This is a genomic window from Bradyrhizobium sp. BR 1433 (assembly GCF_051547665.1).
GTDB lineage: Bacteria > Pseudomonadota > Alphaproteobacteria > Rhizobiales > Xanthobacteraceae > Bradyrhizobium > Bradyrhizobium australafricanum.
In genome coordinates this window covers 642,954-667,955 of the sequence record NZ_JBPUGG010000001.1, presented here as the reverse complement: position 1 = coordinate 667,955, position 25,002 = coordinate 642,954, and the positions used below count along the sequence as shown (strand labels likewise).

Here is a 25,002-nt window from a genome sequence, read left to right as displayed (position 1 = left end):
ACCGCTCACTCGGTCTTCGGTTCCACATAGCGCGGGAACACGCCGACAGGCGCCGGCAAAATCGTACCCGGCTTGATCCGTTCGGCGACCGCCGCGAAGCTGCGGGCGTTAGCAGCGATACCGAGGCTATCGAGCATCTTGCCACAGGACTCCGGCATCACGGCCTGCGCCATGATCGCGATCTGGCGCACGACTTCGGCGGTGACATACAGCACCGTCTTCTGGCGCGCGGGATCAGTCTTGGCCAGCGCCCACGGCGCCTCGCCGGCAAAATAGCGGTTGGCCTCGGCGACCACGGCCCAGACCGTGTTGAGCCATTGATGGATCTGCTGCGTCGCCATCGCGGTGCGCGACGTCTCCAGCATGGCGTCGGCCTGCGCCAGAATCGCCTTGTCGTTGTCGCTGAATTCGCCGGGGCTCCGGCAGCACGCCGCCGAGTTGTTTGGCGATCATCGACAATGAACGCTGCGCCAGATTGCCGAAATCATTGGCGAGGTCGGCGTTGATGCGCGCGACGATGGCCTCGTGGTTGTAGTTGCCGTCCTGGCCGAACGGCACTTCGCGCAGGAAGAAGTAGCGCATCTGGTCGACGCCGTACTGCTCAGCGAGATCGAAGGGGTCGACCACATTGCCGACCGATTTCGACATCTTCTCGCCCCTGTCGAACAGGAAGCCGTGCGCGTAGACCCGCTTCTGCACGGGAATGCCTGCCGACATCAGGAAGGCCGGCCAGTACACTGCGTGGAAGCGGATGATGTCCTTGCCGATGATATGCACGTCGGCCGGCCAGTAGCGCCAATGCCTGTCGTTCTCATCGGGATAGCCGACGCCGGTGATGTAGTTGGTCAGCGCATCGACCCAGACATACATCACATGCTCGGGATCGTCCGGGACCTTGACGCCCCAGTCGAACGTGGTGCGTGAGATCGAGAGATCCTTGAGCCCGCCGCGCACGAAACTCATCACCTCGTTGCGGCGAGAATCCGGGCCGATGAAATCGGGTTGGCTCTCATAGAGGTGCAGCAGCTTGTCCTGGTAGGCCGAGAGCTTGAAGAAATAGCTCTTCTCCTCGACCCAGTCGACCGGCGTGCCCTGCGGGCCGCGGCGGACATCGTCCTCGCCGACCGTGGTCTCATCCTCGGCGTAATAGGCTTCGTCGCGCACCGAGTACCAGCCGGCATAGGCGTCGATATAGATGTCGCCGTTGTCCTGCATGCGGCGCCAGATCTCTGGCACCGACTTGTGGTGAGCAGGCTCCGAGGTACGGATGAAGCGGTCGAACGAGACGTTGAGCCGCTCGTCCATCTCTTTGAACCGCGCGGCATTGCGGGTCGCGAGATCGAACGGCGTCATTCCCTCGCCGGCCGCGGTCTGGATCATCTTCTGTCCGTGCTCGTCGGTGCCGGTCAGAAAGAACACGTCCTTGCCGTCGAGCCGCTGGAAGCGCGCCAATGCGTCGGTCGCGATCGCCTCATAGGCGTGGCCGATATGTGGCTGACCGTTCGGATAAGCGATCGCGGTCGTGATGTAGTAGACGTTGCCGTGGTCCGCGGCGGGCGCCGGGACGGATGCGGCCGCCGGAGCCGTCGCTGCGGGTTTGGGCTGCTTCGGCGCGCGAACCTTTGCCAGTCTCGGCGCCTTCTCGGTAACGGGAGCCATGGGCGCGGCGGGCTTCTTTGTCGCCGGTGCGGCGGCTGCTGCGGCTGCTTTCTTCGGCGGAGCCTTGGTGGCCTTCGCAGCAGCCTTCTTGGCCGTGCTCTTGGCCGTCTTCTTCACAGTCTTCTTGACGGCCTTTTTGACGACCTTCTTCGCCGCCGATTTCCTGGCGCCCTTGGCTCCGGTCTTGGACTTGGACTTGGCGGCCTTCTTCGCTTTCTTGGCCGCGCGCGACTTCGCCGTGGCTTTGCTCGTCGCGCGAGCGGGCGATGCCTTCTTCGTCTTCTTGGCTTTTTTCGACGATTTCTTCTTAGCGGTCGCCACCACGGAATCCTTTGCAGATCGAAACGAGATTATCGGGAGTGTTGTCAGACGGATGTGTTGTCAGACGCGGCGTCTATCGGGTCGCGTCCGCGAGCATCGAAAACACCGAGAAAACCAGCGGCTTGCGTTCCAGATTGTAGGCTTCGCTATCGCGCGCGGCGCGGACGATCTTTTCCCATACCTCCGCCAGCCGTGCAAGGCGCGGCAGATTGGCATTGGCATCGCCCGTGCGCATGCGCTCGCTCATCCAGCGATCGATGCCGTCGATGAAAGCGGCGAGCGCGACGCGGTCGCTGGTGCCGAGCGCTTCGCCCAGCGCATGCAGCTCGCGCGGATCGACGCTCGGAAGCGTCGCGAGCAGCGCGGCCGTGCGTTGCTGCAGTTTCAGCGCATCGCCGCCGAGCAGCGACAGCGCCCGCCCGACGCTGCCTTCGGATGCTGCGGCAGCTTCCTCCAGCGCCGGATCGTCGGCTTCGATATCGGTTGCGGCCGCGGCCGCGCGCACCACATCGTCCGTCTCCAGCGGCCGCAGCAGCAATTTGCGGCAGCGGGACAGAATGGTCGGCAGCACCCGTGACGGTGCGTGGCTGACCAGGAGGAACAGCGACTGCTGTGGCGGCTCCTCGAGGATTTTCAGCAGCGCGTTCGCGGCGTTGGGATTGAGCTCGTCGATGGTATCGACGATGCAGACGCGCCAGCCGTCGACCGCAGCCGTCGAGCCGAAGAACGAGATGGTCTCGCGTGTCTCGTCGACCGTGATGACGGTCCGCATCACGCCGCGATCGTTGAGGCCGCGCTCGAGCACCAAGAGCCCGCCATGAGCGCCTGCCGCGACCTGCCGCGCCACGGGGTCAGCCGGATCGATCCGTAGCGTCGGCGCCTGCTGCACCTGGGACGATTTCGGATTGCGAAATGCCAGCACGAACCGCGCCATGCGGTAGGCCAGCGTCGCCTTGCCGATGCCCTGCGCCCCGCCGATCAGCCAGGCATGCGGAATTCGCCCGCTGCGATAGGCATCGAGCAGCGCGGTCTCCGCCTCGCGACGCCCGAACAAATCCGGCGTTTCGCGCGGATGGCGGGCGGCGCTCTCCTGTTCGACCTTGCGCGCGCTCATGCGATGCTGTCCACCGCAAGCGTTGCGCGCAGATGTTCGCGCAGCGCGGCCCATATCCTGGCCGTGACCGTGTCCGGATCGGCCGTGGCGTCGATCAGCACGCAGCGCTCCGGATCCTCGGCCGCGATCCGGCGGTACGCGTCACGCAAATCCTGATGGAACTTGATGCCTTCGGCTTCGAAGCGATCGGCGGTGGCGTCGCCGCGTCGCGCGGCGGCGCGTTGCAGTCCTACCTCGACCGGCACATCGAGGATGAAGGTCAGATCGGGCTTGAGATCACCGATGGTCACGCGCTGCATGGCGTTGACGAGTTCGGGCGACACCTGCCCGAGCTGGCCCTGATAGGCACGCGTGGAATCGAAGAAGCGATCGCAAAGCACCCAGATGCCCTGGTTGAGCGCCGGCAGGATCACGGTGCGGACATGGTCGTCGCGCGCGGCGGCGAACAGCAGCGTCTCGGCCTCCGGTCCGAGCAGCTTGCCCATCCCCGACAGCACGAGGTGACGGATGATCTCCGCCCCTGGCGAGCCGCCGGGCTCGCGGGTCACGATCGCGCGCAGCTTGGCGGCATCGAGCCGTTCGGCAAGCTTGCGGATCTCGGTCGATTTGCCCGACCCCTCGCCGCCCTCAAAGGTGATGAAGCGACCGCGCAAGCTCGGCCGTTGGACTGCTGCTTCCGCCATGTCAGAGCTTCTCGACCCCTGCGCGGAACATGCCGATGACCAGCTCCTGGGCGCCATCGAGCGCGCGACGCATCGTCGATCCGGTGCCGACGGCGTCCGCTGCGAAGACCGGAGCCTCCATTGCGACATTGGCGCCGCGCCACACCCGCACCACCCCGATCTTCTGGCCGGCGGTGATCGGCGCCTTGACCGGGCCGCTATAGATGATGCGCGCGAGCAGCTTGTCGTTGCCGTTCTTCGACACCATCACCTTGATCGGATCGGGGCTGACGAGCTTGACCGAGCGGCTCTCGCCGCCGAACACCCGCGCATAGCCGACCGGCTGATTGGCCGCGATCAGGATCCGGGTCTCGAAGCTGCGGAACCCCCATTCCAGCATCTTCTTGGCTTCGGTCGCGCGGTCCTCGGAATCCTCGAGGCCATTGACCACGACGATCAGCCGTGTCTCGTTCTGCACCGCCGAGCCGACCATGCCGTAGCCGCCTTCCTTGGTGTAGCCGGTCTTCAGGCCGTCGGCACCGGGCAACGCGTTCAGCAGCGGATTGCGGTTCTGCTGGTGGATCTTGTTCCAGGTGAATTCCTTCTCGCCGAACAGCTTGTACCTGTCCGGGTAGGTCAGGATGATGTGCCGCGCCAGCGTCGCGAGCTCCCGGACCGTCATCTTGTCGGCCGGGTCGGGCAGCCCGTTGGAATTGCCGAAGGTCGACTTGGTCATGCCGAGCTCGCGGGCGCGCTTGGTCATGACGTCGGTCGCAAAGCTATGCTCGTTGCCGGCAATGCCTTCGGCGAGCGCGATGCAGGCGTCGTTGCCGCTCGGGATGATCGCGCCATGCAGGAGATCGTCGACCGAGACCTTGCTGTTGATCGCCGCGAACATCGTCGAGGTGCCGGACGGCGCCCCGCCCCGTCGCCAGGCGTTCTCGCTGATCCGGTACTCGTCCGTGAGCTTGATGTCGCCCTTCTTGATGGCGTTGAACACCACCTCGGCCGTCATCAGCTTCATCATGCTGGAGGGCGCGCGGAGCTCGTCGGCGTTCTTCTCGAACAGCACGCTGCCGCTACTGGCCTCGACCAGGATCGCGGTCGGCGCATCGCCGTCGAACCCGCCCTCTTCCTTCTTGGCGCCCTGGACGCTGTTGTTGGCGGCATAGACCATTCCGCCGCAACCGATCGCCAGCGCGACCGCGGCCGCGACCAGGCCGCGCCAGCAACGCCCGGCGCGAGCTGACAACGTGCGGGGAACTGCGGTCTGGGCTGCCATCGGCGATGTCCTGAAAGACTGCGTTCTAACAGCTGGAAGTATCGCAAACAACTGAGGTTTCTGCGCTTGTGCACGGCCGGCCGGATTGCCGGTTGCGTTGAACGTCCCTATCCTTGGAACCAGCTAACGTCAGCAGAACCGGCAAACAAGGCGGAAACGCGAATGTCATCCTCCCGCACCATTTCCGCCAACGGCATCGACATGTTCGTGCGCGAGGCCGGGCAAGGCCCGCTGGTCGTGCTCTGTCATGGCTGGCCGGAACTGTCCTATTCATGGCGGCACCAGATCGCGGCGCTGGCCGCGGCAGGCTTTCGGGTCGTCGCGCCTGACACTGCGCGGCTTCGGCCGCACCGGCGCGCCGGCCGAGGTCGGTGCCTACACGATCTTCGATACGGTCGGAGACATGGTGGCGCTGGTTGCCGCGCTCGGCGAGACCCGCGCGATGATCGTCGGCCATGACTGGGGCGCGCCGGTGGCCTGGCACGCGGCCCTGTTCCGTCCCGACATCTTCACGAAAGTCGCCGGCCTCAGCGTGCCGCCGCCATTCCGCGGCCGTGGTCGCCCGCTCGAGACCCTGCGCGACAGCGGCATTACCAATTTCTATTGGCAGTACTTCCAGCCGCCCGGCGTGGCCGAGGCCGAGTTCGAGCGCGACATCGCCCACACCATGCGCCTGGTGCTCGGGCGTGGCGTCTCCGATCCGAGCTCGATGTTCGTCGACGAGGCCAAGGGCTTCCTCGGCAAGCTGCCGGCCGGAATGCCATTGCCGGCCTGGCTGACCGAGGCCGACATTGCCGAATTCGCCGCAGGCTATCGGCACTCCGGCTTCCGCGGCGGCCTCAACTGGTACCGCAATCTCGACCGCAACTGGGAGCTGACCGCGCCCTGGCAGGACGCGCAGATCCATCAGCCGTCGCTGTTCATCGCCGGCTCGAATGATTCGGTGATCACCGGGCTGATCGGCGCCAAGCGTGTCGCGGACATGGAGCGCGTGCTGCCGAACCTCAAGCAGAAGCTGATCATCGAGGGGGCCGGCCACTGGATCCAGCAGGAGCGCCCCGACGAGGTCAACGCGGCGCTGATCGCGTTTCTGAAGTGATCAGGCCAACAGCCTGATCTGTAAGCGCATGGCTCAGTAGAGGCCGCGCCCGCTCAGGACTTCGGCCGGTCCGCGCGCGTCGATCGGGACATAGGCGGCCGCCGGGCTCGGGCTTGCGGCGTAGCGCGCGTCGCCCTCATAGGAGACTTCGCGCGGATTGCTCAGAGCGCGGCGGTGCGACCGGCTCGAGGCCGACATTTCCGAGGTGGCGCTCACCGAGGCGTAGTCGGCCTGGGTGTTGCCGAGGCTGCAGGGCCGCCCCTCCGGCAACGGAACGTCGCCACGGACCCGGCCCGAGGAGGATGACATCTCCGGCACGAACGGCCGTGCCGAGGCGACGCGGACCATCGACGGGGACGGCGCTGGAGTACCGGTGCGCAGGGTCGCCATCAGCTGGCGGTCGTCGGACCCCTCGAGCGGCGCCCGGCCGATACATTCGACGCGGACGCGAGCCACGCCATTGCCTTTGAATTCAAGCAGTTCTGCGGCTTTGTTCGAGACGTCTGATGAGGCGATTGCCGTGGTACGGGCCGCGGTCATTGACCCGAACGACAAGCGACCGGCCATTGCTCAGATTGGTGACGCGGGCGTAGCTCGGCATCGGCAAGGTCGGATGGGCGGCCGTGAGCGAGCCCATGTCGAACACCTCGCCATTGGCGGTCAGGCGGCCATGGAAATCGTCGCCGTACCAGGACGCCATGCCCTCCGCGCGGTAGTTCTCATTCTCCTCCGGCACATAGGTGCGGCCGGCGACAACGTACGGCTTGCCGATGCGATAGGTGCCGCCGCCTTTCGGCACGGGATCACCCAGCGCCACCACGCGCGGGCTCGACGACACCCCGTATTTGGGGTCGACCCGGCTGGCAAACTTGTTCGAGGAGGCACAATTGGCGAGGACGAGGCACGTCGCCACCGCAACGGCGCCGCGTGCCGTCCGGATCATCGAATCTGGCCGTCTAATCCCCATCTGCCCCAAGTACCATTCTGCCGGACCTGCGCCCACTCCGAGGCGTCGAAGTCCCTTGCCGTCGCTGTGCGGCCCACCTCCGCACCAGAGCGTGACGATATCGCAACCGGAACACGGCGGAAATGGGGAGAGCCGGCGGGCGGTGGCGTCTTGGTGAATGGTCTGTTGCGCCTCCTCCGTCGTTCTACTGACCGTCGCCCCCGCCAAACGCCCTCGCCTGTCCCGCGATCAGACACACTGTTGCAGCAAATCATCAGTCGGGGGGCATCTTGGATTCCAACAATTGAATCTTTTTGACTGTGCAAGGCTGCAATCGTTTTCTCTTCCGAGTGGGGCGCAAAGGAAGTTTGCGATGATCGAGACGGTTACAGCGGTGATGGGCCTGGTGAGTGCGGCGATCTTCTTGGCGCACGCCGTGGAAGGCTATCGGTACCGGGCCTGACAGTCCGTTGAAGGCGGAAAGACGCGTCATCTCTTTCCAGGAGTGAATGTTCGGAAAGCTTTAATCAATTCGGATGAGCATCGATTGAAGGCAGGTGTATCATGCGTAATCACGATTTGGTCTCCGACGGGTTTCTGACCCTGACCGCAGCAAGCCTCGTGCTGCTGTGCTCGAGCCTGCTGGCGTTCGCTTTCGGCTGAACGTTTTTGAGATTCTACCGGCGCCCGTGCGACGGGCATCGGTTACCCCTACTCATTCCCCGCCAATCGGGTTGCGGCAGACGCGCTGTCTTCTCCCCGCCCCACTCGTGACGCATCCTCGCCGTTTCCCGAAGAGGATGTACGGATGACCGGCAGTGTCAGGGAGGAACGTCCGCCCTTCTCGTCAGCACAGATGGCCGGCTGCTGATGCAACGGCGCGACGACCTCCCGCACGTTACCGATCGCGGAAAGATCAGCCTGTTTGGCGGACGGCGGGAAGGCGCCGAGACCTTCCTCGAATGCGTGGTGCGCGAGATCCACGAGGAGATCGGCTACTACTTGCCGCCCGAGCGTTTTGAGTTGATCGGCCGCTATTCCGGGCCCGATCATGCAACGCTAAACGGCACGCTTCGCGGCGAGATGTTCCTCGCGCGCGACGTGCCCATCGACCAATTGACAGTGACCGAAGGCCGCCTCGAGATCGTCGCCATCGACGACCTCGAACGCATCGGCGGCAGGCTCGCGCGCCCGGCTACGTTTGCGCTGGAGATCTTTCTGAAGCGCGAACCGATGACCTGAGCGCCGAAACCAGCGCGCGGATGTGATCGTCGATCATGGCCAATGCGACTGACGGATGAGCAAAGTCGATATCGTCCACGTGCCAGTAAGTCACCCTGTCGGCGACCTCGGGGAACCGGCGCTCGATCAGCGGACGGTGCTCGGCCTCCTTGAGCGCGATCACGAGGTCGGCGTCGTCGAAGTCGGTCAATGAACAGGGCTGCGGGAAGCGCGTCGCGCCTTCCGGAACGATGCCGCTCGCGCGGAGACGATCGTCGGTGAAGACTGACATCGGCCCGACATTGTCGGGCGATCCTCGCTCGGCCGCGCCTCTGGAGGACGCGCGCCACGCCAGTTGTTCGGCTCTTGCAAGATGATTGAACAGTTCCTCGGCGTATCGACTGCGATAGTAGTTGCCGGTGCAGAGAAAGAGGACACGCTTCATGGGCCTCATCATGGCCAAGGTGGGCCCTCGCGGTCAACGGCGTTGCAAGCATGGGCCCCAGGCCCACGGACCGGCGAATGACGGGTCGGCCCGGGTTTCGCCGCCAAGTTCGCGTTGCGTTCGGCGCCGCCCTACGCTAAGGGCCTGATCCTTGATCCGGAAGGGTGGCCGAGTGGTTTAAGGCACCGGTCTTGAAAACCGGCGTGCCCGCAAGGGTACCGTGGGTTCGAATCCCACCCCTTCCGCCACCGCTTTCAATTGGGCGCTGTCCAGCCGGGCTCAGAGCTGAGACCAAAGCGGCCGCGATAGCCAACCACCAGATGGCCGCAACGGAGGTGACGGGTTGTGCGCCGCCGTATCCGGCCACCTCCCGCAGGACGTGATCTGCAGAAAGTGATCGCTCCGGAGTTGTGCGGGTGTTTCCGAATATTGCTCGGGCTGGAGCCGCGATGATAGCTCTGAGGAGCAATGCGTCGCGCACTACCTTGGGTTTTGGCCGTTACTTTTCTGATTGGTTTTGTCGCTTCCTTTGCGGAGCTGCAGAGGATGCGCAACCGCTTCGGCGAAGTGTCTCAGCACGCCTTTCACGATCATGCGGCTGTGCGCGAATTCATGATACGCGCTGCGCTCGCCGACGCGCCGGCGCCGATCGTCGTGCTTGGCGACAGCATCACCGAAATGGCCCCGCTGCCCCGGCAGCTCTGCGGACGTCCGGTCGTCAATGCCGGAGTTGGCGGTCAGACCATCGCGGAGGCAAAGCAGCTCGCCGGGCGCGTGCTGCAGGACCGGGGTGCGTTCTTGCTCGTCCTCGCGGTCGGCGCGAACGACGCCGGATCGCCAACGGCGCAACGCGACTTCGCCAACCTCATCGAGACCGTCAAGTCGCTGTCGACCCGGCCATTGGTGGCCATCGCCGTCGCAGCTGACGAATCGACCAACCGGGCGATCGAAGCCGCCGCAGTTGCGCGTGGCGTTCGGTTCATCGATGCGCATCTGCCGCCCGGCGCGAAAATGGCCGACGGTATTCATTTCACCGCGGCCGCCTACAAGGCCTGGGTGCCGGCACTTGAGGCGGCGATCTCGGCGGAATGCACGATGTGACGCGCAGTCACGTTTGTTGGATGAACTCCGCGATCAAGCCGGTGATTTTCTCAGGCGCATCCTCGAAGCAGTAATGCCCGACACCGGCAAGGCGCCTGACAGACGCCGTCGGGAAGATTGCGGAAAACAGCGGCAGGAAATGCTCCGCGCGCAGCGTGCGGTCCGCCTCGCCCCAGATCGCGAGCGCAGGCTTGCTGCGGATCAAGCGGTCGGCGGCGGGATCGGGCGTCTGGAATTGATGCGCGCCGGTCGCAAAGCCCTTGGCCCAGCCGATCGCACCGAGGCAGTCCGCCGGACGGGCGAAGTGCGCGCCGTAGGCGGCGAGCCAGGCGTCCGTGATGACGGCGTTGTTCTCAAATCCGTTGAGCTTCAGCGTGCTCAAAATGTTGAAGCCGAGCTGTCCGAGAACCAGCTCAAGGTCGCCGCTCACCTCGGCCTTTGCGATCCATTGAAACCACGGCGAGACCTGCGCGTTGGCGGCGACGCGATCGAACAGATCGCTCTGCCCGAACGGCGTTGGCCCGTTGGCGGAAACGATGCGGCGAATCCGGCCCGGATGCCGGGCCGCTAGCCCCATGCCGACCGGGCCGCCGAAATCATGCATGACGAGCGTGATGTTGGTGAGATCGAGCGCGCGGACCAGTGCTTCGAGATTGTCGACATGGTCCTGCAGCCAATAGCTGCGATGCGCTGGCGTCGCGCTCTTGCCAAAACCCATGTGATCCGGAACGACCACCCGGTGCGTCGCACTGAGGCCCTGCACGAGGTGGCGGAACAGATAGCCCCAGCTTGGTTCGCCGTGCAGGCAAAGCACCACCTCGCCGTCCCGCGGACCTTCGTCGACATAATGCATCTGAAAGCCCGGCGCCGCGCTGAAATGCGGTGCGAAAGGAAAGGTGCCGTCGAACGCGGCGTCGGCTTGGATCATGGTGGACCTCGAGAGGTTTTAATTTGCAACCATTGTGTATCGCTTGAGGTTTTACTTTGCAACCAATATATCGAAACCACGATCGGGTGGTTTTCCGGCCGCGGCACTGAGCGCCCGATCACCGCCCAGGGAATGAGTGTTGAGGATCACGATGGCCAAGCGAGTGAGCCACAGGGACTCGATGTGCGGCGTTGCCCGGCCGCTGGATGCGATCGGCGACTGGTGGTCGCTGCTGATTGTCCGCGATGCGTTCGACGGGCTGCGCCGCTTCGGCGAATTTCAGAAGAGCCTCGGGCTTGCCAAGAACATCCTCTCGGCCCGGCTCCGCAACCTCCTGGCGCACGGCATCATGGAGACGGTGCCCGCAAGCGACGGCAGCCCTTACCAGGAATATGTGCTGACCGAAAAGGGACGCGGCCTCTTCCCGCTCCTCGTGGCGCTCCGGCAGTGGGGTGAGGATTTCTTCTTGAGCCCGATGAGGCGCATGTGCTGCTGGTCGACCGCAAGAACGGGCTGCCGGTGCGACGGCTCGAATTGCGCGCGCAAGATGGACGCGTCGTTGGCGCGGAGGACACGATGGTGCGGCTGCCGCGGCTTCACCTGAGTGAGTGAAGCAAGCGTGTCGCGCGCGCCGTCAACGGCAACCGGATGTTAACTCTCCGTGCCGCAGCATCCGCGCGTGGAGGTTCGACCAATGCAGACATTCCGGATTTCGCTGAGCGATGGGACGCGGCAGTTCCACACCGCGATTCAGGCGCCGGACCCCGCTTCCGCACGCATCAAGGCCGCCTATTTCTTCGATATCTCGAAGTGGCGGATTCTGAGCGTGTCGCTGAGTGGAGCCAGCGCCGCGGCGGCGTAGTCGCTGCGCGCCCTACGCCATCCGGTCGAGTTCATTGGCGGCGAACTGTGCAATCGTAAGGTCGATTTCGGCGAGCGGATCGTCATCCCCCAGAAACCATGCGGCCGACAAGCCGGTCCAGGCCACGATCCATGACAGCAGGCGCCGGCGATCCAGCCGTGCTGCTTTCACGACGATGTCGAGCCGCCGCGCAAAGCGTCCGGGTTCGGTCGCGACCGGCTGTGTCGGATCCGCAAGATCCGGATTGGTGAAGATGTTGGCGAAGTCGAAGCCGCGCTCGCCGACAAGATGCTTCGGATCGATCGCAAGCCAGCCGCGCGCGCCGAAGTCGAGCACGTTGTCATGGTGCAGGTCGCCATGCAGGACCACGATCTCACGCTGATCGCCCAGCAGAGCTTCGGCAACTTCCGCCGATCGGTTCAGAATGCCGCCATGCGCCCTCGCCGCGGGCCACAACTCACGAAACCAGTGCGTCAGCGGCGTCAGATCCGGCCGCGGCTTCGCTCTCTCGGCGTGAAGCCGATCGGCCGTTGCACAGAGAATCCTGCAGGCCTCGTCGTCCCGGCCGGTTCGCGCCATTTCGCTGAGCGAAGCCGATCCCGTCGCCCTCTCGAGCAGAAGGGCGTCGCCGTCACGGGCAAGAACCCGCGCCGCGCCTTCGCCGTCCCACCACTCCATCACGACGGCACCGAGGCGTTCGTCCGGCTCGTGCGAGAGCTTGAGCATGGCCGGCTCCCCATGCCGGCGCACCGGCAGCAACCGTGCGGCGTGCGTCACGATCGGGTCGCCGTCGGGGACAAGAACTCCAGGCCGAGAGATAGGGAGCGAACATTTGGGTGGACTGACCGGGGACGAAGAAGCGACCCTCGTGGTTCTAATCATTGCTTCCGCGCGCTGCCACGCCGGTTCCCTGCGGCGCATCGTGGCAGGGTCACGCGAACCGGTTCCCCGCTGCCCTGCCCATGTTGGCTGATGACAGCCCCCACCCATCTCGCGCTACAATGTCGCAGCCGGTGCTACGGAGGGTGTGGCGATGCCGCGAAAGGGAATTACCGGACACGACGAATGGGTGGTCACGGAGGCCCTGGCCACAGCGCTGGTGGCGCTCGAACAGCTGCCGACAAAGCATCAGCCGCGCGCGCATATGGAGGATGTCCGTAAAATCCTGACCGCCAGATGTGAGGCCGGCGCCGTCACGCTGCATCTTGCGCAGGCCAAGTGCCGGTTGTTTCCCGACACCGATCCCCTGACCATCTACGAGGAATATGGCCTCAAGGACGGGCTCGGCTAGCGCGCGCCGTCTGGAGCATTAGTCGCGGCTGACGCGCCAGATCGTGCCGTTGCCGTCTTCGGAGACCAGCAGTGCGCCGTCGCGCGCGACCGTCACACCGACCGGACGGCCCCAGACCTCATTGTCGCCGATGACGAAGCCGGTGACGAAATCCTCGTACTCGCCGGTCGGTACGCCGTCCTTCAGCCTGATGCGAATGACCTTGTAGCCGGTGCGCTTCGACCGATTCCACGAGCCGTGTTCGGCGGCAAACGCATCGCCGCGATATCCCGGCGGAAAACTGCTGCCGGTGTAGAAGGTCAGGCCAAGCGACGCCGAGTGGGCCTGCAATAGCACGTCAGGGACCGTCACCTTGTCCTTCAGGTCGGGCCGCGCGCCGGCATGCGCGGGGTCTTCGTTGCCGCCGATGTAGTACCAGGGCCAGCCGTAGAACGCGCCTTCGCGGACCCGTGTCACATAGTCGGGCACGAGGTTGTCGCCGCGGCCGTCACGCTCGTTGGTCGAGCACCACGGCGTGCCGCTTCCGGGCTGGATCGCAAGTCCGACGCAATTGCGGATTCCGGTGGCAAACGGCTTCTGGTTCTTGCCATCAGGATCGAAGGCGAGCACGGCAGCGCGGTCGGTCTCGTCGCCCCAGGCAGCGCCGAGCGCATGGTCGCGGCTCCAGGCCTCGATGCCCTTCGGCGGGCGACCGAGCCCCTCGCCTGCATTGCCGGCGGAGCCGACCGACACCAGCATCCGCTTGTCGTCCGGCGTGAACGCGATATCACGCGTGGAATGGCCGTAGCCGTGCGGTAGCCGGGTGACGATCGTCTCGGGCTTTCCCGACGCCTTGAGATCGCCGTTACGGTAGCCAAAGCGCACGACGCTGTCGGTGTTGGCGACATAGAGCCATTGCGGATTGTCGCCGCTCGGGAAGAACGCGATGCCGAACGGCTGGTTCAATCCGGTTGCGTAGACGTCATTGGTCGCAGGCCTGGTGGCGCCGTCGGCGCTGCGCAGGATACGAATGCGGCCGGAGCCGGTTTCCACCACAAAGATATCGCCATTGGGCGCTGTCCGGATAATCCGCGGGCCGCTGAGCCCGCTCGCAAACAGCTCGACCTTGAACCCTGCCGGCACCTGCGGCGCGACCGATGCAGGTCTCGGCATGACGCGCGGAAACTTGCTGCTCGACGCCGTTGCCCCGGGCTTGGGCAAGTCCTGCGGCGTGATCAGGCGCACCGTGCCCGGCTTGTCGCGTTGCCAGTCGCCGAAGGCTTCCGCGCCTTTCAGCACGGGCTCGGCGCCCGACCGCGTGATGCTGATCGCCGCAAGGAAGACGGCCGACAGACCCGCACCGGCAAGATTTGTCCTGGGCATAAGCTCCTCGCGCGATTTCCTTCGGCCACGCCGTTCATAGCGCGGTTCGGCCGCTCCCGCGTTCACAATGTCGTCTGCGTTAATGTCCCTGGGGCGGCGCCGTCAGATCGACCGGTTTGATGATCAGCGCCAGCGGGATCATCACGAGGCCGATGATCGAGAGCATCCAGAACACGTCGATATAGGCGAGCAGGTCGACCTGCCGCTGCAAGGTCTGGCCGACCCAGGCGACCGCCTGGGACGCGGCGTCCGATGCGTTCGACCCCTGTGCCTCAAAGAAGCGCGTCATCGTGTCGATGGTCTGCTGATACCCGATGTCGGACGGCGCGGCATGTTCGACCAGCCGGCTCTGGTGGAATTGCTGGCGTTGCGCCAGCGCGGTCTGGGCGAGTGCGACGCCCATCGACCCGCCGATATTGCGCGCGACGTTGATCAGTGCCGAGGCCTGGTTGGTCTTGTCCGGCGGCACGCCGTCATATGAGGCCGTCGTGACGGGCAGAAACAGGAACGGAAGCCCGGCGGAGAGGAAGATGCGTGCGAGCGCGGCATAGCCATAGGTGATGTCGCCGTTCAGTCCCGTCAGATGCCACATCGAGAATGCAACGATGCAGCCGCCGATCGCGATCAGATATTTCGGCTGGACGCGGCTGACCAGATGGCCGACCACCGGCATCAAGATCAGCGTGACGATGCCGCCGGGCGACAGTGCGAGCCCCGCAAGCAGGGCAGTATAGTTCAGCTCGGTCTGCAACAGTTGCGGCAGGAGCTGCGTCGACGAGATCAGCACCGCGCCGGTGCACAGCATCACCAGGAAACACGATCCGAACTGGCGACGTCCCAGCAGGCGGAGATCGACGATCGGGTCCTTGCGCGTCAGCTCCCAGGGGATCAGCGCGATCAGGCAAATCGCCGAGGCCAGCGCGAAGCCGACGATCATGTTGGACCCGAACCAGTCCTTGCGCTGGCCTTCGTCGAGCACGAATTCGAGCGAACCGAGCCCGATCGCGACCAGTACGAAGCCGATGTAGTCGACGCGCAGGCCGTCCTTGAGGAGCTCCCTGCGCTCCTGCTCGGCGCCGAACGGTTCCTTGACCAGCGTCCCGACCAGGAACAGCGATAGCAAGCCCATCGGCACGTTGATCAGAAAGATCCAGTGCCAGCTATAGGTATCGGTGATCCAGCCGCCGAGCGTTGGTCCGACCACGGGAGCAACCACCACCGCGACGCCGTAGATCGCGAACGCCTGGCCACGCTTGGCCGGCGGAAAGGAGTCGGCGAGGATCGCCTGCTCGCTCGTCGCCATCCCGCCGCCGCCAAGGCCCTGGATGATCCGGAACAGAACCAGCGCCTCCAGGCTCCGGGCAAGCCCGCACAGCAGGGACGCGAACGCGAAGGTGCCGACGCAGATCATGTAGAAGCGCTTGCGGCCGATCACGGTCGAGAGCCAGCCCGAGATCGACAGCACGATCGCGTTGGCGACCAGATAGCTGGTGATCACATAGGTGCTCTCGTCGATGCCGACGGCCAGGCCGCCGGCGATATGGCGCAAGGCCACGTTCGCGATCGTGGTGTCCAGCACCTCCATGAAGGTCGCGATCGAGACGACGAAGGCAATCAGATAAGGATTATGTCCGCCGGCAGCAGAACGCTCCGGCGACCAGGCCGCGCCGCCGCCTGCCGCAACGTCGCTCATCGCACCCTGGTCCAGGGCACGACCGACATGCCCGGCCCGATCGGAACGTCATTCGGCCAATTGTCGATCACGATCTTCACGGGAACGCGCTGCACGACCTTGACGAAATTGCCGGTCGCGTTCTCCGCCGGCAGCAGGCTGAACGCAGTGCCCGAGCCCGGCTGAACCGAAGCCACGCGGCCAGTGAGCTTGCGCCCCGGATACGCATCGATCCTGATCTCGACCGGCTGGCCCGGGCGCATGTCCGTCAGCTGCGTTTCCTTGTAGTTGGCGGTGATCCAGACCTCGTCAGGAACGAACATCATGACGCTCTGGGCCGGCGCCACATAAGTGCCGACCGCGCCGCTCAGCTTGACGACGCGTCCGGATTGCGCTGCGACGATGCGGGTATATTGCAGGTTCAATTTGGCCTGATCGAGCTGGGCCTGCGCCTGCTCCAGCGATGCCTTGCTGCTCTTGAGCTGAACCTCGAGCGTCTTGACGCCGAGCTCGGCGGCAGTCACTGCCGTTCTGGCGCGGCTGGCATTGGCCTGCTGGGCGTCGAGATCCGAGCGGGTCTGCTGCTGCCGCTGCACCGTGCCCGCGCCCTTTTCGACGAGGTTCTGGGCGCGCTCCGCCTCCTCCCGCGCGAACTTCAATTGCGCCTCGGCCTGTTGCTGCTGCGCCTTGGCTTCCTTGATCTGCTCCTGCTGGCTGTCGATCTGGGCTTCGACATTGGCGATATTGGCCTCTGCGACCGCGACCTGTGCGCTGGCCTGATCGACTGATATCTTGTAGTCGCGCTCGTCGATCCTCGCGAGGAGATCGCCGGCATTGACGTGCTGGTTGTCGGTGACGGGGACCTCGACGACATAGCCGCCGACCTTCGCCGCCACGGCAAAGCTGCGTGCGGCCACGAACGCGTCATCGGTCGATTCATAGTGACGCACGTTGAGCCAATAGCTCACGCCACCCATGATCGCGAGCAGGAGCAGACAGGCGCCGACTGTGGCAAGCAGCCAGTGCTCGCGCAGCCGGTCGCGCATCGATGGCTTGCGCTCGGTTTCCTGCTGTGGCGCGGATCCGCGGTCGGGTCGCGATCCTTGCTCGGGGTTGCGCTCGGGCTGCCGCGGCTTCTCCCCGGACGGCCCGCGCTCTCGGGTTTGGGCATCCAAGGCAGCACCTCAAGCCACGAATGGAGCGATCAAGCCCCGTTAACCGCAGCGTCCGGCGCTTGGTTCCTGTTCGATGGGAGGCGCTACACGGCCCTGGAACTGACCATGGGCTGGCGCTGCTCGGCCGTCGACAAATCGCGGTAGGCCGCGGGCTCTCCAGCCAGCGCCTTGAGCGGAACCGTGAGCCGGCACACCAGGCCCTCGGTGCGCCAATCGAAGTCGGCGCGGCCGCCGAGCTGGGTCTCGATGCTGGCGATGACGCTTCTCGTGCCGAAACCTCTCTGCTTCGGCTTGGTCACGGGAGGTCCGCCGGATTCCACCCAGGCCAGGATCAACGTTTCGTCGTGCAGTTCCCAGGTGATCGCAAGCCGGCCCGACAGCACCGACAGGCTACCGTATTTGGCGGAGTTGGTGACGAGCTCATGCAGCGCCAGCGCCAAGGTCTGCGCGGTCGCGGGCTGCAACTGCACCTCTTCGCCGTCGATCTGGATCTGTCCGGCTTCCGAATACGGCGCGATCTCCTCGGCGACCAGCCGCCGGATTTCGGCGCCCTGCCAGCTCGACAGCGACAGCACGGTGTGAACGCGTGCCAGCGCTGTGATGCGGCCCTCGACCGCCCGCACATAGGCGGTCACGTTCTGCGCGCGCGTCAGCCGCACGATCGATTGTGCCAGCGCGAGCGCGTTCTTGGCGCGATGGTCCACCTCGCGGGTCAACAGGCTCTGCCGCTCCTCGGCCTTCTTGCGATCGGTGATGTCGACGGTGACGCCGCTCACCCGTACCACCTTGCCGTTGCGGTCGCTGGTGGCCGCGGCTGTACCGACGCACCAGCGCACTTCGCCGTCCGGCCGCATGACGCGGAATTCGGTTTCATAGGACGTCTGGCCCTTGCCGAAGCCGGTCCAGGCTTGTCGGAGGTGCTCGACATCGTCGGGATGAAACAGCGCCTGTATATTGTCGGAGGTGAGCTTGAAGGATTTCGGGTCGACGCCGAAGATCTTGTATTGCCCCTCGTCCCACATCCAGTCGCCGTTGACCCAATCCCAGTCCCACGAACCCATCTTGCCGGCCGCAATCGCCATGCTGCGGCGTGCCTCGCTTTCGACCAGTCGCGTGGTCGACTGCTCGAGCTCGGCGGTGCGTGCGCGCACGCGGTCCTCGAGCTCCGCGTTGAGGCGTTCGAGCTGTCGTGTCTTGCGGTAGAGCTCGGCGAACACGCGGATCTTTGCCGCAGCACCTCGGGCACGACGGGCACCGGCACGTAATCGACCGCGCCCATCTCGTAGCCGCGGAGCCGGTCGATATCGCTGACCTGGATCGCCGAGATGAAGATCATCGCGGTCTTCTGGAAGCGCGGATGTTCGCGGATCATCGCCGCGAGCTCGAAGCCGTCGAGCTCCGGCATGCAGACGTCGACCAGGATGACCGCGACTTCGTTCTTGAGCAGGAACTCCAGCGCCTCGCGGCCCGACGACGCGGCGACCAGCGTCTCGCCAAGCTCCTTCAGGATGACCTCATAGGCCAGCAGCTTCGCCGGCTGGTCATCGACCAGAAGGATGTTTACCTTTTCGTGGTCCATCATGTTCGATCGCCGATCAGCGGTGCAGCCACATGCGGATCGCCAGCAGCAGTTGCTCGGTGTTCACGGGTTTCGCCAGATAGTCGGACGCGCCTGCCTCCAGGCATTTCTCTCGATCGCCTTTCATCGCCTTCGCGGTCAGCGCGATGATCGGCAGCCGCGCGAAGGCGGAGTTTTGCCGGATGGCGCCGATGGTCTGGTAACCGTCCATCTGCGGCATCATGATGTCCATCAGCACGATCGCAATCTTGGGATCGGATTCGACCAGCGAGATGGCCTCGTGACCGGTTGTCGCAGTCAACACCTTCATACCTCGCCGCTCCAACACGCTCGAGAGCGCGAAGATGTTGCGGGCATCGTCGTCGACCAGCAGTGCGGTCTTGCCAATAAGATCCTCGTCGGAGCTATTGAGCTTCTCCAGCATCCTCTGTTTTTCGACGGGCAATTCCGTGATCACACGGTGCAGGAACAGTGACGTTTCGTCGAGCAGACGTTCCGGCGATTCCACGCCCTTGACGACGATGCTGCGCGCCATCGTATGCAGTTCCGCGTCTTCTTCCGCTGAAAGTTCCCGGCCCGTAAACACGACAACGGGAATATTGGACAGCGTCTCGTCCTTGCGGATCTGATCCAGCACCTCGAAACCGCTCATGTCGGGCAGGCGCAGGTCGAGCACGACGCAGTCGCACGGATTTTCGCGCATCGTTGCGAGCGCCCCTGCCCCGGTGCCGCTGGTCACGATCTCGATATCCTCGTGCCCGAGCAGTTCGGTAATGCTGAGCTGCTCCGCCGCATTGTCCTCCACGATCAGCAGGCGCTTGCGGCGTGGTCTGGCGTATTCCTTGATCTGCGACAGCGCAGCGCTGACGCCTTCCGTCGTCGTCGGCTTGTTGACGAAGGAGAACGCGCCGCGCGCCAGCGCGTGCTGCCGGTCCTCGTCGAGCGTGATGATCTGAACCGGAATGTGACGGGTCAGCGGATTGTGCTTGAGCTGGCTCAGCACCGTCCAGCCCAGCATGTCGGGCAGGAAGACGTCAAGCGACACCGCGCTCGGCTGGAACTGCTTGGCCAGATCCAGCGCTTCGGCGCCGCGGCTTGCGACCAGCACCTTGAAGCCCTTGTCGCGCGCCAGATCGATCAGCACCCGCGCATAATGCGGATCGTCCTCGACGATCAGCAGGATGGTGTCGCCGGGCTCGAGATCGAGCCGGTCGTCCGGAAGCTGCTCGATCACACGCTCCTGCGCGCCTGACACCTGCAGCGCCGGCGCCGGCGTGTGCGGCATCGCGATCGGTCGAGCCTGCGGGCGCAGCGCCACCGAGGGGCCGGCATATTTCAGCGGCAGATAGAGCGTGAAGGTCGAGCCCTTGCCCGTCGCACTGCGCAGATGGATCTCGCCGCCGAGCAGACCCGCGAGCTCACGGCTGATCGCCAGTCCAAGACCGGTGCCGCCATATTTGCGGCTGGTGCCGGCGTCGGCTTGCTGGAACGCCTCGAAGATCAGCTTCTGCTTGTCCTGCGGAATGCCGATGCCGGTATCCGACACCTCGAACGCAACGACCGCAGGCGCCGCGTTGAGGATCGGATGCTCCACACTCCAGCCGCCGAGCGCGGCCGACACGGTCAGGCTGACGCCGCCTTCCGCGGTGAACTTGAACGCATTCGACAACAGGTTCTTGAGCACCTGCTGCAGCCGCTTGGAGTCGGTCACCATGCTGCGCGCAAGATTGGCGTCGACATCGATGCTGAACGAGAGGTGCCGGTTCTCCGCCTCGTGCCGGAACGGCCGTCCGACGGTCTCGAGCAGGCTCGATGTCAGAATTTCCTCGGCGTCGACCGTCACCGTGCCGGACTCGATCTTGGAGAGATCGAGGATGTCGCTGATCAGGTTCAACAGGTCGGTGCCGGCGCCGTGAATGGTGCGGGCGAACTCGACCTGCTTGCCGGTCAGATTGCCGTCGGGATTTTCGGTGAGCTGCTGGCCCAGGATCAGGATAGAGTTCAGCGGCGTCCGCAACTCGTGAGACATGTTGGCGAGGAATTCGGATTTGTACTTCGAAGTCAGCGACAGCTCGGTCGCCTTTTCTTCCAGCGCGCGCCGCGCCTGCTCGATTTCCTGGTTCTTGCGCTCGACGTCGACATTGCGTTCGGCCAGCTGCTGGGCCTTCTGCTCTAGCTGATCGTTGGTCTGCTGCAATTCCTTCTGCTGGGTCTGCAACTCGCCGGCGAGCTGTTGCGACTGCTTGAGCAGCGCCTCGGTCTGCATCGTCGCCTCGATGCTGTTGAGCACGATGCCGATGCTGTCGGTCAACTGTTCGAGGAAGGTGATCTGCGAGGTCGTGAACGAGGAGATCGAGGACAGCTCGATCACCGCCTTGACCTGGTTCTCGAACTGCACCGGAAACACGACGAGGTTCTTCGGCATGATCCGCATCAAGGCCGAATTGATCGGCACCGCATCGCCGGGAATCTCGGAGACGAGGCGCTGACGCTTGTCGAGCGCGCATTGGCCGATCAATCCCTCGCCGAACTGGACGATCTGCGGATGCGGATTGCTGCTGTCGCTGGCATAGGCCGACAACAGGCGCAACTGCGCATTCTCGGGATTGTCGACCTGGTAAATCACGCCCATATGCGCGTTGATCAGCGGCGCAAGCTCGGTCAGCAGCAGCCGGCCGACGGTCGCAAGATCGCGCTGGCCCTGCAGCATGTTGGTGAAGCGCGCCAGATTGGTCTTCAGCCAGTCCTGTTCGGTGTTGCGCTCCGTGGTGAGACGGAGGTTGCCGATCATCGTGTTGATGTTGTCCTTGAGTTCGGCGACCTCGCCGCGGACGTCGACCTGGATCGAGCGCGTCAGGTCGCCCTTGGTCACGGCCGTCGCCACTTCCGCGATCGCGCGCACCTGCGAGGTCAGGTTGGCCGCGAGCAGGTTGACGTTGCCGGTGAGATCCTTCCAGGTACCGGCCGCGCCGGGCACGTTGGCCTGACCGCCGAGCCGTCCCTCGACGCCGACCTCGCGCGCCACGCTGGTGACCTGTTCGGCGAAGGTCGCAAGCGTCTCGGTCATGTTGTTGATGGTGTCGGCGAGAGCGGCCACCTCGCCCTTCGACTTCACCGTCAGGTTCTGCTTCAGGTCGCCGTTGGCGACCGCGGTCACCACCTTGACGATGCCGCGCACCTGCTCGGTCAGGTTGACCGCCATGACGTTGACGGTGTCGGTGAGGTCCTTCCAGGTGCCGGCAACGCCGCGCACCTCGGCCTGGCCGCCGAGCTTACCCTCGGTGCCGACCTCGCGCGCCACGCGCGTCACCTCGCCGGCGAAAGCGTTGAGCTGGTCGACCATGGTGTTGATGGTGTTCTTGAGCTCGAGGATTTCGCCCTTCACGTCGACCGTGATCTTGCGCGACAGGTCGCCGCGCGCCACCGCGGTGGTGACTTCGGCGATGTTGCGTACCTGGGTGGTCAGGTTCGCCGCCAGCAGGTTGACGTTGTCGGTGAGGTCCTTCCAGGTGCCGCCGACGCCGGGCACCACGGCCTGGCCGCCGAGCCGTCCCTCGGTGCCGACCTCGCGCGCCACCCGCGTCACTTCGGCGGCGAACGAGCGCAGCTGCTCGACCATCGTGTTCAGGGTGTCCTTGAGCAGCAGGATCTCGCCGCGCACGTCCACGGTGATCTTCTTCGACAGGTCGCCGCCGGCGATCGCGCTCGCGACCTCGGCGATGTTGCGGACCTGCGCGGTCAGGTTCGACGCCATGAAGTTGACGTTGTCGGTCAAATCCTTCCAGGTGCCGGCGACGCCGGGCACTTCGGCCTGGCCGCCAAGCTTGCCCTCGGTGCCGACCTCGCGCGCCACGCGCGTCACCTCGCCCGCAAACGCGTTGAGCTGGTCCACCATCGTGTTGATGGTGTTCTTGAGCTCGAGGATTTCGCCCTTCACGTCGACGGTGATCTTGCGCGACAGGTCGCCGCGCGCCACGGCGGTGGTCACCTCGGCGATGTTGCGGACCTGCGCGGTGAGGTTGCCGGCCATCGAGTTGACGTTATCGGTCAAGTCCTTCCAGGTGCCGGCGACGCCGGGCACGTTGGCTTGGCCGCCGAGGCTGCCGTCGGTGCCGACCTCGCGCGCCACGCGCGTCACCTCGCCCGCGAAGCGGTTGAGCTGGTCGACCATCGTGTTCAGCGTTTGCTTCAGCTGAAGGATCTCGCCGCGCACGTCGACGGTGATCTTGCGCGACAGGTCGCCGCCGGCGATCGCGGTCGCGACCTCGGCGATGTTACGCACCTGCGCGGTGAGATTGCCGGCCATCGAGTTGACGCTGTCCGTCAGATCCTTCCAGGTGCCGGCGACGCCGGGCACCTCGGCCTGGCCGCCGAGCTTGCCGTCGGTGCCGACCTCGCGCGCCACGCGCGTCACCTCGCCCGCGAAGGCGTTGAGCTGGTCCACCATCGTGTTCAACGTTTCCTTCAGCTGAAGGATTTCGCCCGACACGTTCACCGTGATCTTCTTCGACAGGTCGCCCTTCGCCACCGCGGTCGCGACCTCGGCGATGTTGCGGACCTGCGCGGTCAGGTTCGAGGCCATCGAGTTGACGCTGTCGGTGAGATCCTTCCAGGTGCCGGCGACGCCGCGCACCTCGGCCTGGCCGCCGAGCTTGCCTTCGGTGCCGACCTCGCGCGCCACGCGCGTCACCTCGCCCGCGAACGCGTTGAGCTGATCGACCATCGTGTTGATGGTGTCCTTCAGCTCGAGGATTTCGCCGCGCACGTCCACCGTGATCTTCTTGGAGAGGTCGCCGCCCGCGACCGCCGTCGTCACCGCGGCGATGTTGCGGACCTGCGCGGTCAGGTTCGACGCCATGAAGTTGACGTTGTCGGTCAGGTCCTTCCAGGTGCCGGCGACGCCGAGCACGTTGGCTTGGCCGCCGAGCTTGCCTTCGGTGCCGACCTCGCGCGCCACGCGCGTCACTTCCGATGCAAACGCGTTGAGCTGGTCCACCATCGTGTTCAGCGTTTCCTTCAGCTGAAGGATCTCGCCCGACACGTTGACCGTGATCTTCTTCGAGAGGTCGCCGCCGGCGATTGCGGTGGCTACGTCGGCGATGTTGCGGACCTGCGCGGTCAGGTTCGACGCCATGAAGTTGACGTTGTCGGTCAGGTCCTTCCAGGTGCCGGCGACGCCGGGCACCTGGGCCTGGCCGCCGAGCTTGCCTTCGGTGCCGACCTCGCGCGCCACACGCGTCACTTCCGAGGCGAACGAGTTGAGCTGGTCCACCATCGTGTTGATGGTGTCCTTCAGCTCCAAAATCTCGCCGCTGACGTCGACCGTGATCTTGCGCGACAGGTCGCCGCGCGCCACGGCCGTGGTCACGTTGGCGATGTTGCGTACCTGGGCGGTCAGGTTGCCGCACATCGCGTTCACGGAGTCGGTGAGGTCCTTCCAGGTACCGGCGACGCCGGGCACGATCGCCTGGCCGCCGAGCTTGCCGTCGGTGCCGACCTCGCGCGCCACGCGCGTCACTTCGGAAGCGAACGAACGCAGCTGATCGACCATCGTGTTGATGGCTTCCTTCAGTTGCAGGATCTCGCCGCGAACGTCGACCGTGATCTTCTTGGACAAGTCGCCGTTGGCGACCGCGATCGTCACCTCGGCGATGTTGCGAACCTGGCCGGTCAGGTTGTTGGCCATCGAGTTGACGCTCTCGGTCAGGTCCTTCCAGACGCCGGTCACTTCCGGCACCTGGGCCTGGCCGCCGAGCTTGCCCTCGGTGCCGACTTCGCGCGCCACGCGCGTGACCTCCGAGGTGAACACCGAGAGCTGCTTGATCATCGTGTTGACGATGTTCGCCGACTGCAGGAATTCGCCGCGCAGCGGCCGGCCCTCGACGTCGAGCTGCACGGTCTGCAGCAGGTCGCCTTGCGCCACTGCAGCGACCGCGCGGGTGACCTCGCGGGTCGGCCACAGCAGATCGTCGATCAGCGTGTTGACCGAGCTCTCCATATCGGCCCAGGCGCCGCTGGCGAGGCCGAAATTGACGCGCTGGCGGGTCTGTCCCTCGCGGCCGACGACCTGGCCGACGCGCGCCAATTGCTCCGCCATGCGCTCGTTGGCGGCTGCGATTTCGTTGAAGGCGTCCGCGATCTTGCCGTCGATGCCGAGATAGTCGCCACGCATCCGGACCGAGAAGTCGCCGGCGCGCATCGCCTGCAGCGACTGCAGCAGGTCATGCGAAGAATCGAAGCTTCCGTTTGATTGCTGGCTGCGGCGCGTATCAGCACGGGGACG

13 protein-coding genes, 1 tRNA gene and 6 pseudogenes are annotated in these 25,002 nt (G+C 65.0%); 7 read left to right on the top strand and 13 right to left on the bottom strand.

The genetic code is table 11. The features are described from left to right. Positions 1–5: 5 nt before the first annotated feature. The 4 genes and pseudogenes from metG to ACSKB9_RS03315 form a co-directional block, all read right to left on the bottom strand. Positions 6–1,980, bottom strand: a pseudogene (gene metG / locus ACSKB9_RS03330) (methionine--tRNA ligase). Between the two features lie 73 nt (positions 1,981–2,053). Beyond that, positions 2,054–3,094: a DNA polymerase III subunit delta' gene (locus tag ACSKB9_RS03325; RefSeq protein WP_438071653.1), complete on the bottom strand. Its 1,041-nt coding sequence runs from the start codon at positions 3,092–3,094 to the stop codon at positions 2,054–2,056. Next, positions 3,091–3,777 (bottom strand): dTMP kinase, encoded by a 687-nt coding sequence (tmk, locus tag ACSKB9_RS03320; RefSeq protein WP_438071652.1) that lies wholly within the window; start codon positions 3,775–3,777, stop codon positions 3,091–3,093. The genes ACSKB9_RS03325 and tmk overlap by 4 nt, the downstream gene beginning before the upstream one ends. A gap of 1 nt (position 3,778) precedes the next feature. After that, positions 3,779–4,933, bottom strand: a complete 1,155-nt coding sequence (locus ACSKB9_RS03315) for a D-alanyl-D-alanine carboxypeptidase family protein (RefSeq protein WP_438080033.1) — start codon at positions 4,931–4,933, stop codon at positions 3,779–3,781. Positions 4,934–5,200: 267 nt separating this feature from the next. Here ACSKB9_RS03315 and ACSKB9_RS03310 point away from each other — a divergent pair. Beyond that, positions 5,201–6,137, top strand: a pseudogene (locus ACSKB9_RS03310) (alpha/beta fold hydrolase). A 33-nt stretch (positions 6,138–6,170) separates the two neighbouring features. Here ACSKB9_RS03310 and ACSKB9_RS03305 read toward each other — a convergent pair. Then, a pseudogene (locus tag ACSKB9_RS03305) lies at positions 6,171–7,104 on the bottom strand (septal ring lytic transglycosylase RlpA family protein). Positions 7,105–7,860: 756 nt separating this feature from the next. Between ACSKB9_RS03305 and ACSKB9_RS03300 the strand changes: the two are divergent. Continuing rightward, a complete protein-coding gene (locus ACSKB9_RS03300; RefSeq protein ID WP_438080031.1) occupies positions 7,861–8,325 on the top strand; it encodes an NUDIX domain-containing protein in 465 nt (154 codons plus the stop codon). On the opposite strand, the gene ACSKB9_RS03295 is transcribed toward ACSKB9_RS03300, so the two are convergent. Continuing rightward, positions 8,279–8,749, bottom strand: a complete 471-nt coding sequence (locus tag ACSKB9_RS03295) for a low molecular weight phosphatase family protein (protein WP_438071650.1) — start codon at positions 8,747–8,749, stop codon at positions 8,279–8,281. The genes ACSKB9_RS03300 and ACSKB9_RS03295 overlap by 47 nt on opposite strands. Before the next feature lie 158 nt (positions 8,750–8,907). Here ACSKB9_RS03295 and ACSKB9_RS03290 point away from each other — a divergent pair. Together ACSKB9_RS03290 and ACSKB9_RS03285 are read left to right on the top strand one after the other, a co-directional pair. After that, a tRNA-Ser gene (locus ACSKB9_RS03290) sits at positions 8,908–8,997 on the top strand. Between the two features lie 298 nt (positions 8,998–9,295). Next, on the top strand, positions 9,296–9,850 hold the full coding sequence (locus ACSKB9_RS03285) for an SGNH/GDSL hydrolase family protein (protein WP_438071648.1): 555 nt from the start codon (positions 9,296–9,298) through the stop codon (positions 9,848–9,850). Between the two features lie 7 nt (positions 9,851–9,857). Here ACSKB9_RS03285 and ACSKB9_RS03280 read toward each other — a convergent pair whose 3' ends face one another. Next, positions 9,858–10,778, bottom strand: coding sequence for an alpha/beta fold hydrolase (locus ACSKB9_RS03280; protein WP_438071646.1), 921 nt, complete (start codon positions 10,776–10,778; stop codon positions 9,858–9,860). A gap of 151 nt (positions 10,779–10,929) precedes the next feature. Between ACSKB9_RS03280 and ACSKB9_RS03275 the strand changes: the two are divergent. Both ACSKB9_RS03275 and ACSKB9_RS03270 read left to right on the top strand, forming a co-directional pair. Then, positions 10,930–11,390, top strand: a pseudogene (locus ACSKB9_RS03275) (winged helix-turn-helix transcriptional regulator). Between the two features lie 82 nt (positions 11,391–11,472). Continuing rightward, entirely contained in the window at positions 11,473–11,640 is a 168-nt protein-coding gene (locus ACSKB9_RS03270) for a hypothetical protein (RefSeq protein ID WP_016847764.1), read from the top strand. A 12-nt stretch (positions 11,641–11,652) separates the two neighbouring features. Here the strand turns inward: ACSKB9_RS03270 and ACSKB9_RS03265 are convergent. After that, positions 11,653–12,472, bottom strand: a pseudogene (locus tag ACSKB9_RS03265) (aminoglycoside phosphotransferase family protein). A 201-nt stretch (positions 12,473–12,673) separates the two neighbouring features. On the opposite strand from ACSKB9_RS03265, the gene ACSKB9_RS03260 reads away from it, so the two are divergent. Then, entirely contained in the window at positions 12,674–12,931 is a 258-nt protein-coding gene (locus ACSKB9_RS03260; protein WP_028332011.1) for a hypothetical protein, read from the top strand. A gap of 18 nt (positions 12,932–12,949) precedes the next feature. Here the strand turns inward: ACSKB9_RS03260 and ACSKB9_RS03255 are convergent, their stop codons facing one another. From ACSKB9_RS03255 to ACSKB9_RS03235, 5 genes and pseudogenes are all read right to left on the bottom strand, one after another. After that, on the bottom strand, positions 12,950–14,293 hold the full coding sequence (locus ACSKB9_RS03255) for a PQQ-dependent sugar dehydrogenase (RefSeq protein WP_438071644.1): 1,344 nt from the start codon (positions 14,291–14,293) through the stop codon (positions 12,950–12,952). A 79-nt stretch (positions 14,294–14,372) separates the two neighbouring features. After that, positions 14,373–15,986 carry a DHA2 family efflux MFS transporter permease subunit gene (locus ACSKB9_RS03250; RefSeq protein WP_438071642.1) on the bottom strand — a complete coding sequence of 538 codons (1,614 nt, stop codon included), beginning with the start codon at positions 15,984–15,986 and terminating at the stop codon, positions 14,373–14,375. Next, positions 15,983–17,140: an HlyD family secretion protein gene (locus ACSKB9_RS03245; RefSeq protein WP_438071640.1), complete on the bottom strand. Its 1,158-nt coding sequence runs from the start codon at positions 17,138–17,140 to the stop codon at positions 15,983–15,985. The genes ACSKB9_RS03250 and ACSKB9_RS03245 overlap by 4 nt, the downstream gene beginning before the upstream one ends. 83 nt (positions 17,141–17,223) lie before the next feature. After that, positions 17,224–18,719 (bottom strand): annotated as a pseudogene (locus ACSKB9_RS03240) (sensor histidine kinase). A gap of 16 nt (positions 18,720–18,735) precedes the next feature. Then, on the bottom strand, positions 18,736–24,918 hold the full coding sequence (locus tag ACSKB9_RS03235) for a HAMP domain-containing protein (protein WP_438080030.1): 6,183 nt from the start codon (positions 24,916–24,918) through the stop codon (positions 18,736–18,738). Between the last annotated feature and the right edge of the window lie 84 nt (positions 24,919–25,002).